We start from the raw sequence: 12,334 nt of genomic DNA, 5'->3' as shown, positions 1-12,334 counted from the left end.
TTAAGGATTAAGATGCCAGAGAAAAGACTGGTATACTTTGCCGCGGAATGCTGGTATACTTTTGTCGGAATAATCAGTCCGCCTTCGTCTTCACTAAAGTCCAAAACAATACCCCTTATTTCAGCACTGTCATTCTCAAACTTTAAAATCTGTCCAAATTTCACGGGAAAGCTTCCAATGTCAAGTCCTGTCCAATTTGGTTGCATCATTTCTGGAATTGACTCTGAGGAAGTCGTTGTCATGTTATTACAACTTGAAATTAAAAGTCCAAAGGTCAGTATGAATGCTATTCTTGTCATTTTCAAATTAGCCACAACGGTTTGCAGCTACCCGAAGGTGGCGATTTCGAAGCACTTCACTGTCAACCAAGCACAAACTTTTATGGAAGCACAAAGCTTGATTTAACCACTGAACCGCCACTTTTGGGTAGCTGCTGTTGTATACAGTTTTTATTCATTTATTAATTCTTCCAAAATTTTTTCAAAGTGTTCAATTACTAAATTCAGATTGTCACCACTTCCTATTCCACCTTCGATATATTTTATAATGCCATTCTTGTCAATAAAAATGTTTTCAGGATAAGGTTTAGTGGCAATTACCTTAATTAACTCTTTTTTGTTAGTCAAATGAGCAAATTCAAACTCTTTTCTATCCAAGAATTTAATAACATCTTCATTTTTGTCAAAAGTTACTGCAACGAAATTCACTTTATCAGCATATTTTGATTTTAAAAGGTTTAATGCTGGCATTTCTTCGATACATCCACGACAACCAATAAACCAAAGATTTATAAGAGTAGGTTTATCTTGTTTACCACCTATACTTATCTCTTCACCCTCAAGTGTTGTATGTTTTTCCTCTATTATTTCTAATCCTATTTTTTCAAAATTCTTAGACCTAATTAAATATTCTTTACCAATTCTTAGGTCATAGTAAAAGGGACGAATTATTGAATCTCCACTTTTTATAATTTTATTATAGTTTGAAATGACTCGAATCTCTTGCAATAACGAGTCTCTTGTTTCCTTGATGTTTGTCAGATTTGTTAATCCTTGATTTTTTATTAGGGAATCAGATACTTTTATATATAAACCTCCGATAAATTTTTCGTGTTCAAGCGTCGTATATATTTCACCAGTGTAGAGGTTTTTGTAAAAGTTAGGCTCACTTTCATTACAACCAAATATTAAAAATGCGACAGTAAATAGAAGGTTAATTTTTTTCATGTATTTCTTTTAAGATTTTTTGGGTCAAATTGCATACAACGTGTTTCAGCTTGGAGACGGCGGTCTTCCGAGAGACGTGCTGTTCCAGCCTACACCTAACTTCTTAAAGATAGTAAACTTTCTTTTTACTCTGAACCGCCCGCTGTATCCAAGGTGATGTTATCTGTAGCTTTACTTTGCTTTATTTCCAAAATTGCCACCATTTAATCCTAATTACTTCTCCAATAACCATTGGGTTTTTAGTAATTACTATTTCATTTTTTGGTAATTCTGAAATTTTCAAATTTAACTCAGTGTCATTTTCTAATCCAGTAGATTTGACTATAAGTATTATTTCTTCTTTCTTATATTTTTTCGGAATTACTATTTGAAAATTTCCCAAAGAGTCTGTTTCGGATTTAATTTTTGTTCCCTTAACAATTACAAATGTTTTAACTGGGTAATCCCAACCTTCTTCAACAACTTTCCCTTTTATGATATTAGGAATACTGTCAATTGAACTTATTTGAGTATAAAAATTTCCTTTATTATGAGGCAAATCCCTAATATTCAATTCTGTTTTATAGTAATTATCTTTATTAGTATTTGAATAACTTACCGTTGTTAATGTCATTAAAGCCAAAGTTGCTGCAATTTTATTCCAATGGTTTATTTTGTTGGCTTTGTTGATATTCAAATTCCTATTCATTTGGCTTTGATTTAGCCTGGCACAAATAGATTCTTCACTTCCATTTAGATAATTGACGATTTCTTCATCTGTCATTTTAGAAAAATCCATAACATTTTTGGAGCAGATTGAACAAAATTTTCCTCTTTCATAATCAGACATACTTGTCCAGTTTATCTTATTACAAGGTTTTTCAATCGATATTTTTAATCTACTGTTTTTCATATACTTACAGATAACGGTTTGGCTAATGTGCGGCTGCCGCTTTCGTGTTTTGTTTAATGTCACGAAATATAGCAAAGTCTGAGCGACTTCAGAAGTAGGAGAGATGCAACGCAAGTTATAAGATCAGAATTGGCATTCTGTTAATTTCTAAACAGTCAATGCTTCCGCCACGAGGCGTTGCGATAAGGCTTAGTTTAAATGGCCTTTTGAAAACAGAAACTTTATGAGGTGCTGCACCTTAGGTTTTGTTATGTGCACTTTCTTCAACCATTTCAGTTTTTATTATTCTATTTATTTTTGCTTGAGTCCACTGTAGCCTTCCCTATTCTAGGACACTTTAAAATTCGACAAATAATTATTGTTTAGATCAGATTTGATGAAGAATTTAAATTCTTCATCAAATCTGGGTCGGTATTCTTTAGGTGATTTATTACCCAATGATTTATGTGGATGATTAAAATTATAATCTTCTCTCCAGTTATTGCTGATTTTTTGTAGCTGATAGACATCATTAAAATAATATGCATCTAAAATATCTTCTCTGAAGAGTCGATTAAAACGTTCTATATATCCATTTTGCATCGGTTTTCCCGGCTGCGTGTATTTGATTTCTATAAAGTTCTTTTTGCACCAATTTGTAAATGTTTTAGAGATGAACTCTGGGCCATTATCACATCTCACAAATTTAGGAGTTCCTATTTCTTCTTTTAGGCAATTCAAGGTTTCTACAACTTCTCGAGCTGGATAAGTAAGACCAATATTAATCGCTAATGCTTCCCGATTACAATCGTCAAGCACATTAAAAACGCGTACCTTACGGCCATCCGTTAGGGCATCGCTCATAAAATCCATACTCCAGCATTCATTGAGTACACTAGTGCTTACTAAAGGTTGTTTCTCACGCTTTATTAAGCGTTTCTTATGTTTTCGCCTCAAACTAAGCTTCATGTTACGATACACTCTTAATACGCGCTTTCTGTTCCATATTAGACCTTCTCGACGGATCTTATGATAATATTCATCAAAGCCCCTAGTAGGATAGGACTCTGCTAGGTTAGAAAGTTTATCAACAACCTCGCTATCATCCCTTTTACTTTGATAATACCACATTGACCTGCTTAAATTAACAACCTTACAGGCACGAGCAATAGGAACCAAATATCCTTTAATAAGATACTTTGCCCGAACGATCTTGTCAGAAGGTCTTAGAACTTTTTTGACAATAAATCTTTCAACATTTTATTGTCAAGACTAACGTCAGCATACATTTGCTTGAGTTTATTGTTTTCTTCTTCAAGGTCTTTTAAACGCTTCAGATCTTGTTGTTCCATGCCGCCAAACTTCTTGCGCCAGTAGTAAAAAGTACTCTTATCAATACCTAATTCTCTGGAAATTTCTCCAACTGATCTTCCTTGTTCGTTTTCTTTGAGAGCCTTGATAATCTGGCTTTCGCTAAATTTGCTGCTTTTCATAGTGACAGTTTAAATTTAAAGTTAATAAATTCGAATTAACAACCGTCCTATTTATGGGGAAGCCTACACCACCAAATACCGATTGGAAAGTAGAATAAAGCGATTAGAAGTTTAGTGTATTCAGTATGCTTACCAAATAATTGTTCTTCTAGTACATGAATTGAATATGCCGTAAAATGAAGAGCGTAAAAGAATCCAGCTAAGGATATCAGATGACCTATTAAATAGACATAAACTAGATTACCGTACTCGGAGAAGTTATCTTTCTCAGTACTAATATTATAACCTTCAGTTAGCAATGTAATAGCAGAAAAGTATATAAATGCGAAGATTAGTCCAAAAGCAAAAAGGTTGAATTTTATTGAAGCCTTGCCCTTAATTCTTAAGTACATTTCTTCATTTACTTTTATCATCCAAATAACAACCAGCAATCCGAAAGCTACTTTGATATAATTGCCCAAATCGCTCACAGGAAAAGTTGTGGGAACGATTAAAAGAAGGATAAAAAGTAACCATTTGGGGATCCTTAGAATTCTGTTCATGAATTTATTGAATTGCACATAACGGTTCGCATATGGCTTGTGGCGGTTTCGAAGCACTTTCCTGTCCACCGAAACCAAAACTGGCTACGGAGCGAAAACCTTGCTGGCAGCCGTTTACCTGCCATAAGCTATATGCTGTGTGTGTGCCCAGCATGGGCATCTGGTATCGAAGATACCAAATTATTCCAGAGGGTGAAAACCTGTGCCGAAGCATGTCGGTAGCCTGTGCCGAGTTTTATCGGTATCCCTCATGTGAGGGAGTTCCCGGGAACCTTATCAGATTAGGGGTAGACCAAGACCATGCCTATGCATGGAAGGACTGAGCGTAAAGAAATGACCTCTTTAGGTTTTTTTAGTGAAGGGCCAGATGGCGGGAGGGTAGAAAAGGAGGATGGGCAGTAGCTCAGAGTCCGATTTTGATAACCACTATTACTCTGTCACGCCTGAGAAGAAAGGGATATGAATCTATGCTTACCTATTACCTCAAATCACAACCTACAATCCAATGAATCGCCGGATACGAGACCCGTACGTACGGTGGTGTGTGAGGCGCTCCCCGTCAGAGGAATCTGGCGGGGCCGTCTACACGATTGTAGGCAGTTATTATTTCTTTTTCCATACAATGAAACGGGTATTGTCGTTCGGGAAAATTTACATTTCCACGTATGAAATATTTTCTTTTCGCTTAAAAATTAATCACTCTTTTGTTTTGGGTATAGCATCTAATCTTATCGAAGAGTAGTTGTTTTCTTTTGCAAACTTCTCAGCAAAATCCATTAATTTTCTTGCATATCCTTTCCCTTGATATTTTGGGTCAATGACTAATACTTTTAAGTTATCAAATTCTCAATTTATGATTTCATTTTCGGGTTCTTGTTCTTCGCTTATGTTAATTGCTCCGATAATTTCTTTGTGATTTCTCAAAACGAATAAGACACCTTTTTTTAAATCACTTTCAATTATTGAGCGAGTAGGATAATTGTTAGACCATTGGTAAATTCCATCTTTCTCTAATTCATTTTTGCCGTTCAAGTAGATTTGGAAAAGTTAGTTTAAATCTGATAATGTTCCTTTTTCAATTTTCAGCTGTTCCTTTTCAGTTTGCTCTGTCTTAGTGTCGAAAGTCAAAAGTCCTTGATTATTATCATCAAGTTGTTCAATCAACTCGCCTTTTCTGTTCCAAATAGCACTTTGTCCAACGCCCATAAAGTTGTCACAATGTCCAACGCAATTTGACATCAATATTGGCGTGTTGAACTCGTCTGCTATTTGAGGAAAGTGTTTGTATGCTTTTTCAATTCCGCCATTCGGTTTGGCTACGCTTGCAATGTAAATGTCAGTTCCTTGGTCTTTTGCAATTAGAAAATGTTCTCGTTGCAATGTCTCATAGCAAATTCCAATTGCAATTCGCACTCCATTAATGTTTAAAAAAGTCTGTTTTTTACCACAAACAAAAAATGGCAACTCGTCCGAATGTAACATTTGTTTGGAATAAGCTAATCGTCCCTTATTTGGCTGAAAAATCAGCATACTGATATTTATTCCGTCAGTTGCTTTTGTTGGCATTCCAATTCCAATAGATATTTCATTTGTATCGGATATTTCTTGAAATGGACTAAAAATATTGCTTTCAGTGTCTGTCGCCATTTCTTTCGCTAAATCAGGTTCGTAGTTTGTAATTGAGAGTTCGGGAAATATTATCAAGTCGGCTTTTAATTTGATTGCACGCTCAATAAATTCCAAGTGGTTTTCAATATTCCTTTGGATATTTCCTTTTTCGGATTTTGTTTGTGCAATGCAAATTTTCATTTCTTGAATACAGTTTGTTTTAATTGCCTACAACGTGATTCAGCTTGGAGACGCCGGGCTTTCTGAGACGTTCGCTTCCATGCTACTCCTAACTTCTTAAAGATATTAAATTTAATATTCACTCTGAACCGCACGCTGGATCCAAGGTGATGTTATGTGTTGCTGTTTTTTCGGAGAGTTTGTTTTTTAGTCGTTCAAAGTCCTTTATATATTTATCAATTCTTAATTGGTCTTTATTAGAAAGCAAAAATGGTTTTCGTTTTCCAGTAACCATGGTGTCGTGAACTATATTATTCTTTGAATTTACAATTTTGCAAGAGTTTGTTGCTTGAAACATTTTGCATTTAGTATTTGGAAGTCTTGTTGCTAACCAAGCATACTCTTTAGTTTCAAATTGATTTGATAATTGCAGTACTTCAAGGTCTATTAGTTTACCTAAAGGCTGTAATGTGTCGTCTTCAATTTTTATATTTGTCAAATTGAGAAACCTTAAATTTTTTAAACTTTCTAAAGGTTTAAGTGATTTTATTCTCAACGGTTTTTGGTGTCCCCCACCAAATGTTAAACTGTTAATTTGTCTGGCTTGTGAAAGCTGGTTTATGTCTTCCAGTTTAGAAAAATCTGTGACCTCAAGAGTTTTTAAGCATTTATTTTCATCTATGTTCCAAAGTGCAGTTGCTTTTGTATTCCAGTGCAAAATAATAGTCTCAGTTTTTGAAAGGGTTTCAAGTATTGTCAAGTCCTTAACCAATACTTGATATAAGTTTAGATACTTTAATTTAACTAAAGGAAGAATTTTTCTTAATTCTTTGTCGTTTGCTCCAATTAGCCACAAATTTTCAATTGACAGGTCTTTTAGTCTGTCAATATTCTTTGCAGTTGTAGACATATGCAAAGACTTTTCGTTTTTATCAAATTCTTTTAAGTCAGAAATGATTGTTTTTGGTTTCTCTGGCAAATTGTCTATCATTAACGTTTGTTACAGTTACACATAACGGGATTCAGCTTGGAGCCGGCGGGCATTCAGAGTCGTTCCCTTCCAGCCTAATTCTAACTTCTTAAAGATACTGAATTTTAAATTTAACGGAACCGCCCGCTGTATTCCAAGGTGATGTTATGGACTGTTTTCAATTAACTGCCTTTCAAAAAAGTAAAAATACCTTATTATGTTTTCATATTTCCCTTCAAACAATCCATCAATTATTGAAATTTTTAATCCATTTGGATACTCCACACCCATATTAAATCTTGGAGAATCGGGTGGGTTTGAAAATTTATCATCAGGATAATCTATTATTTTAACCACTTCTAATAGGTTATTTATTTCATTTATTATTTCAATATTAAAATTATACTCGTTTGGACCTTCTATTTCAGTGTACTCTATTCCATTAAAATTAACTGTGCCATCTGGAAAAATTTCTACTTGAAAAACTGGACAAAATCCATGACAAGGTTCAATTTCGAAGTATAGCCTATTAAAATTCATGCCTTGTGTGGATTCAAATTTTTGGAATGTATAACCTACATCATCAATTGCTAAGGTTAATTCATTGTCTTTTTCAAGTTTTACAAAGCAAGTATCATAGATGTTTTCAAAGTACTCCTGAGTGTTCTTGACGATTAGCATTTCATCATTAATGGTGAACTCAAACAAGCCTGGAGCTTCATAAATAGGATGCATCATTACTGAATCCCTGAATAAAAGAATTTTATCATCGTTAAACCAAAACCCATTTAGTTTTTGAGAAATATTTTCTTCTTCTCTTTTATTGCATGAAAGGAGAGTCAAAAATAAAAATATGTAGAAGGTTATCTTCATCGTTCTTGAAATAGTCCATAACGTTTTGGCGCTTGGCGCAGTGGCGAATTTCGGAGTGCAAAACTGTCAATACACCACAAAAGCTGATGCGAGGTAGAATGTTCAATTAACCACGTCACCCGCCATTGAGCCAAACGGCTGTTATGCACAGTTGTTCTTTTAGAAGGGTATGTCAAGTTTGTCATTCTCAATATTCAATAGTTCAGTTATTTCCCCATTTGACTTTATACTCAGTACAATAGTTCTTTCATCATTCACATCAAATGTAAAATTATAAATGTTGAAAGGTTTCGAGGTAAAACTGTCCGCTTCACGTTGTCTAAACCAAGTCGAGTAGTCTACCAAATATATAACCTGACTATCTTTTAAGGCAATGCTTGTTAAATTGTACTTTGCAGCGATGTTTGTCATTGCTATTATTTTAGCACCGTCTTCGTCAATGTAAAGTTTGTCACTTTTAGGAAATAACTTAGAAATTCTTTTCCCAATTTTTACCCATCCATCTATTCCCTTTTCTAATTTGTCACCTACTGAAATTACATAGGCAATAGAGCTTAATGTTGCAACTAATAATATCCAATCAGCACCTTTTCCAAAATTTGTTTCTGTTATCTCTACTTCGGTGTCAATAGATTTAAGTTGTTCAAGTATTACATCAAGATCAGTCGATTTTATCTCGGAAAGTTTGAGATTCATTAAATCTTCAGATAGTCCAGTTGGAATAAATGCTATTTTCATATTATTAAATTTCTATTCGTTCATAATTAGTAATGTCACCGTCTGAGGCGATTATATATACATACCTGTATTTTTTACTTTCAAAAGTTATTTTAGCACAATTGACCTTGTCCAAAGTTTCCTCATATGGAAAGTCAATGTCAGAATCATCTCTGTCGATACTTTTATCAACAAGTTTCTCTGATTTTGTTATTTCTGAATTCTTAACTCCTTTGTGATTGATTAAGTCATATCTGCACAGATTTTCAAGCAAAGTCAAATTAAGAATTCTCACAATATTACCTTTATCCCTTTTGCTTTTTATGTGATTGGATATTTTTTCCCAAATAGATAAAGTTGCATCAGCTAACGGAATTATGTCTATTAAAACTTGAAAGAATATTCCTGCATATTCACCAATGTAAGCAGATGCGTGTCCTCTTCGAACATTAAAATAAAATAGTGTATTGTCTTCCTCTATTGTATAAAGCTCTTTTCGTATGTCTATCCAAAATTGTTCAATTTCAAACTCATCTTCAATTGAGTCAGTCTTTAGATATTCTATGTTTATTCTTTCCATTTGTGTCGATATTTTTACCGTTGTCTCGTCTTACAATTGTGCATAACCGTCCAACTATCATCCGTAAGCTGGACTTTTCAAACTTCTATAAAAGTATCTCATCGCACTAGCCTTTGCAAATAACACTGTTATCTTATGGATGATAGTGTTTGTTATGCACATATTAGTTCTCGCCATTCTCCAATCAAGGGCTATCAAAACCAGTTCTGCATCAGGAGGTGTTCAGAAATGATGTTTACAAAAGATTTTTTGAGGTTTGTAAGTTTTGGTGATTGAATTCCGTCTTGTTGTGTAGAAATTAGTTGATAATTATGGAAGAGAAGTTTACAAGGCTACTGCATCAAAACCAAGGGATCGTCCACAAAATAAGTAATCTGTACTTTAGAGACAGACTTGAAAAAGAGGATTATCACCAAGAACTCATCATCCAATTGTGGAAGGCCTTTCCGAGTTTTAATCATCAGGCTAAGTTCTCCACTTGGATGTACAGAGTATGTCTAAATGCGGCGATTGACATCCTCCGAAAGGAGAAAAATCAATTGAAGCAGGTCAAGATTACCGAGGCAGACATGAAGCATATAGCCAGTAACCATGCTCCTGAAAATGCTAATCAGGAGAAACTCTATCAATCCATTAGTCAGCTGTCGCCTATCGACAAAGCGATTATCACGTTATATCTGGACGAGTACAGCTATAAAGAGATCGCAGAGATGATAGGAATTTCGGAAAGTAATACCGGTGTTAAAATCAGTAGAATCAAGTCTCAAATTTTAAAATCATTCAAAGATGGAAACAGTTGAATTAAAAAAAATATGGAAAACACTGGCCGAGAAACAATTGATCGACCAAGACATGGCACAGGAGAATATCTTAGAGATTATCACCAGAAAGGGAAATGGTGTCCTCAATAAAATGAAGCGGAAATTAAATCACGACTATAATCTGAACCTATTTGCGGTGATTCTCATTCCTTGTGCAATGTTATTCCTTCTGTATTGGAATAGCATCCACCCTGACTTGCATACGGTTGCACAAATGAGCAGGTCTTACGCCATTATTGGGCTAATGGAAGTACTTGTAGTATTCGGTCTCATCGATTCCATTAAAAATAGGAAATTTATGGATTTGACTTTCAATACCGGAACGATCAAGGAATCAATGGAACAAGTACACCGAGACCTCAAGGCTTACACACGAAAGTCTAAAATTGGAGGCATGGTAGCTATCAATATAATCTTAATTTTTATTCTAATCGATATTTTCATGTCAATCAATGGGTTTAAAAATCTGAATTTCACCTCATCCGGTGCATTTATATTCGAATCTTATTATGCCGTATTTGTAATATTGCTAATGGCTACTTTACCAGCTATTTCCAGACTTGCCTTGAAGAGATATACCCAAACGGTAACTGATATTGAGCATGCACTTGAGGAGCTTAGGGAAGAAGATTTTAAATCAACAGCAAGCATTGAAGAGACAAGACCCCAAAGCAAAACATAAAGTTGTTATTTATAATGGTAAAGATCATAAGCCCGAGTATGTTGCTTGGGCTTTGTAATATTCTTCATTGCACTATTAAATTGCTGTATACTGATCTTTTCTATGATACGTAGTTGTGCATAACGTGTTTCAGCTTGGATTCGGCGAGCATCCGGAGCCGTATTCTTCAAGCTAACTCCTGACTTCTTAAAGATACTGATTTTCATATTTACTCTGAACCGCCCGCTGTATCCAAGGTGATGTTAGCTGCTTTATTTCATTTCTTCAAAATGTTGATTGTACAATTTAACAACATTTTGTAGCTCAGTAAAATCGTATTTACCATTATTCCAATCTTCACGTAGTTTTGGGAAATCAGCAATCATATTTCCAACTCTTTTCTTTTTATTAACTACATTCAAATAAGTCAATTTGCCATCTTTTCTCAAAATTGGGGCAGCAAATCCCGAATTACTTATATGCAAAGTGAAGTATGACAATTTTCCTATTTCATTTTCTTGAAAAAATTGTTTTTTGTCTTCTGGAATCGACATAAATCTAACTTTGTCATTATTTTCCAATTGTATTTCTGCAATTTTTATATCGGTTGGTTTATATCTAATTATACCTGTTTCAGTCTTAGTCGTAATATTTTTTGTCAAAGCTGAATAGTTCAATTGTCCATTTAAATAATTAGGTAGGAGAATTTCACATTTTAAAGTTTCTCCATTGTTATTAATAATGTATCCTGCATGATATTGCCCAAACGAATTAAATACATAAAACATTAAAAATGTTGTTAATACGAATTTGAACTTAATTGCTAATTGCATCAGAATTTTTATTTTTTTTTCAATCCTTATTTGTGAACGATGACTCCTTAATATTGCAGCTAACGGCCCTGGCTATGGCAAGTGCGGGATTTTGAAACCGCTTTCTTGGCCGCCTACCGTAATTTTATTTAGTTGTAAAATCTTCATATTTAAACAATCAGCCCGCATTTGCTATAGCCGATGTTGGCAAATCGTTATTTTTTTCTTTTCATTTTCAGTTCTGTCTCATTGTCATCGGGGTCAACAAATTTTATCGTAAAATCATCATTGTCGAATTGGACAATTTCATAACAACCACAGCAGATACATTTAGTGTCAGGAGTCGGATAAGCCTCTGTTTTGTTGGTCGAGAAGTCGTGAACTACAATTTGTGAGGATGAATCTGTATAGGCTTTGTAAACTCCGATTTCCTTTTCCTTGTCAAGATAGAATGGATAGTTTCCGATCCACCGGTCTTCACCTGTGTTTTTGTTGATTACTCGGAGTTGTTCAGGGTTTCCTGATCCGTCTCCACGATTCTTGATAAGTACATAATTCTCAAAGTCAACACCTAATTCTGTGTAGCCACGATAGTTGTATTTGTATCTTAGGTCGAGTTCAATTTTGTCGCCATTTTTCAAGGTCAATATCATTCCCTTGAATAACGTGTCACTGATATAGAAAATCTTGGCTCCATTAGTCAACCGGTCTGTCGAATCGATATAATTTCGATAATTGTCAATTAGCAAATCAGCTTTGTCACTGTCGGTTCCGCTGATTTGTCCATAAGAGACAGTCGAAATGAGAGTAATTAATATGTACAGAACTGTCTTCATTTTAATGTTTGCCAACGGTCTGTATATGGTGTCGTGGCTGACGTTAGGAAGCCATGCACTATATACCTTGTTGAACTCAACCTCCGGTAGCTAAAGGTTTACCATTGGTATATTGCTCATCAACAAACTCTTATAATGATGAGC

The 12,334-nt window shown here is 34.6% G+C and carries 16 protein-coding genes and 1 pseudogene; 3 read left to right on the top strand and 14 right to left on the bottom strand.

The features are described 5' to 3' along the window. The 6 genes from Q4534_RS23845 to Q4534_RS23820 all read right to left on the bottom strand — a co-directional run. A partial coding sequence (locus tag Q4534_RS23845) for a hypothetical protein (RefSeq protein ID WP_303615671.1) occupies window positions 1–242 on the bottom strand: 242 nt, incomplete at its 3' end. A gap of 207 nt (window positions 243–449) precedes the next feature. After that, window positions 450–1,226 (bottom strand): TlpA disulfide reductase family protein, encoded by a 777-nt coding sequence (locus Q4534_RS23840; RefSeq protein WP_303615670.1) that lies wholly within the window; start codon window positions 1,224–1,226, stop codon window positions 450–452. Between the two features lie 181 nt (window positions 1,227–1,407). After that, complete coding sequence (locus tag Q4534_RS23835; RefSeq protein WP_303615669.1) at window positions 1,408–2,118, bottom strand: hypothetical protein; 711 nt, start codon at window positions 2,116–2,118, stop codon at window positions 1,408–1,410. Window positions 2,119–2,445: 327 nt separating this feature from the next. After that, window positions 2,446–3,276 (bottom strand): IS3 family transposase, encoded by an 831-nt coding sequence (locus tag Q4534_RS23830; protein WP_303615668.1) that lies wholly within the window; start codon window positions 3,274–3,276, stop codon window positions 2,446–2,448. A 47-nt stretch (window positions 3,277–3,323) separates the two neighbouring features. Continuing rightward, the gene (locus tag Q4534_RS23825; RefSeq protein ID WP_303615667.1) at window positions 3,324–3,590 is read right to left on the bottom strand and encodes a transposase; all 267 of its coding nucleotides are present in this window, start codon (window positions 3,588–3,590) and stop codon (window positions 3,324–3,326) included. A gap of 47 nt (window positions 3,591–3,637) precedes the next feature. Then, the gene (locus tag Q4534_RS23820) at window positions 3,638–4,132 is read right to left on the bottom strand and encodes a hypothetical protein (RefSeq protein ID WP_303615666.1); all 495 of its coding nucleotides are present in this window, start codon (window positions 4,130–4,132) and stop codon (window positions 3,638–3,640) included. 32 nt (window positions 4,133–4,164) lie between these two features. Between Q4534_RS23820 and Q4534_RS23815 the strand changes: the two genes are divergently transcribed. Beyond that, the gene (locus Q4534_RS23815) at window positions 4,165–4,455 is read left to right on the top strand and encodes a hypothetical protein (protein ID WP_303615665.1); all 291 of its coding nucleotides are present in this window, start codon (window positions 4,165–4,167) and stop codon (window positions 4,453–4,455) included. Between the two features lie 373 nt (window positions 4,456–4,828). On the opposite strand, the pseudogene Q4534_RS24135 reads toward Q4534_RS23815, so the two are convergent. The 6 genes and pseudogenes from Q4534_RS24135 to Q4534_RS23790 form a co-directional block, all read right to left on the bottom strand. After that, a pseudogene (locus Q4534_RS24135) lies at window positions 4,829–4,954 on the bottom strand (GNAT family N-acetyltransferase); the annotation flags it as partial. A 225-nt stretch (window positions 4,955–5,179) separates the two neighbouring features. Then, complete coding sequence (locus tag Q4534_RS23810) at window positions 5,180–5,941, bottom strand: carbon-nitrogen hydrolase family protein (RefSeq protein WP_303615664.1); 762 nt, start codon at window positions 5,939–5,941, stop codon at window positions 5,180–5,182. A gap of 118 nt (window positions 5,942–6,059) precedes the next feature. Continuing rightward, entirely contained in the window at window positions 6,060–6,911 is an 852-nt protein-coding gene (locus Q4534_RS23805; protein ID WP_303615663.1) for a hypothetical protein, read from the bottom strand. A 144-nt stretch (window positions 6,912–7,055) separates the two neighbouring features. After that, complete coding sequence (locus Q4534_RS23800; protein WP_303615662.1) at window positions 7,056–7,763, bottom strand: DUF6438 domain-containing protein; 708 nt, start codon at window positions 7,761–7,763, stop codon at window positions 7,056–7,058. 159 nt (window positions 7,764–7,922) lie between these two features. Then, window positions 7,923–8,501: a hypothetical protein gene (locus Q4534_RS23795; protein WP_303615661.1), complete on the bottom strand. Its 579-nt coding sequence runs from the start codon at window positions 8,499–8,501 to the stop codon at window positions 7,923–7,925. 4 nt (window positions 8,502–8,505) lie between these two features. Continuing rightward, on the bottom strand, window positions 8,506–9,060 hold the full coding sequence (locus Q4534_RS23790; protein ID WP_303615660.1) for a hypothetical protein: 555 nt from the start codon (window positions 9,058–9,060) through the stop codon (window positions 8,506–8,508). Between the two features lie 311 nt (window positions 9,061–9,371). Here Q4534_RS23790 and Q4534_RS23785 point away from each other — a divergent pair, with 311 nt between their 5' ends. Both Q4534_RS23785 and Q4534_RS23780 read left to right on the top strand, forming a co-directional pair. Beyond that, the gene (locus Q4534_RS23785) at window positions 9,372–9,860 is read left to right on the top strand and encodes an RNA polymerase sigma factor (RefSeq protein WP_303615659.1); all 489 of its coding nucleotides are present in this window, start codon (window positions 9,372–9,374) and stop codon (window positions 9,858–9,860) included. Then, window positions 9,847–10,563, top strand: a complete 717-nt coding sequence (locus tag Q4534_RS23780) for a hypothetical protein (protein ID WP_303615658.1) — start codon at window positions 9,847–9,849, stop codon at window positions 10,561–10,563. The genes Q4534_RS23785 and Q4534_RS23780 overlap by 14 nt, the downstream gene beginning before the upstream one ends. A 251-nt stretch (window positions 10,564–10,814) precedes the next feature. Here Q4534_RS23780 and Q4534_RS23775 read toward each other — a convergent pair whose 3' ends face one another. Then, window positions 10,815–11,375 (bottom strand): hypothetical protein, encoded by a 561-nt coding sequence (locus Q4534_RS23775; RefSeq protein WP_303615657.1) that lies wholly within the window; start codon window positions 11,373–11,375, stop codon window positions 10,815–10,817. Window positions 11,376–11,569: 194 nt separating this feature from the next. After that, entirely contained in the window at window positions 11,570–12,190 is a 621-nt protein-coding gene (locus Q4534_RS23770) for a hypothetical protein (protein ID WP_303615656.1), read from the bottom strand. Window positions 12,191–12,334 lie beyond the last annotated feature (144 nt).

Origin of the sequence: Cyclobacterium sp. 1_MG-2023 (assembly GCF_030546805.1) — a bacterium.
Taxonomy (GTDB): domain Bacteria; phylum Bacteroidota; class Bacteroidia; order Cytophagales; family Cyclobacteriaceae; genus Cyclobacterium.
Note: the sequence above shows the minus strand (reverse complement) of the source record. Positions and strands in the feature narration are given on the sequence as shown.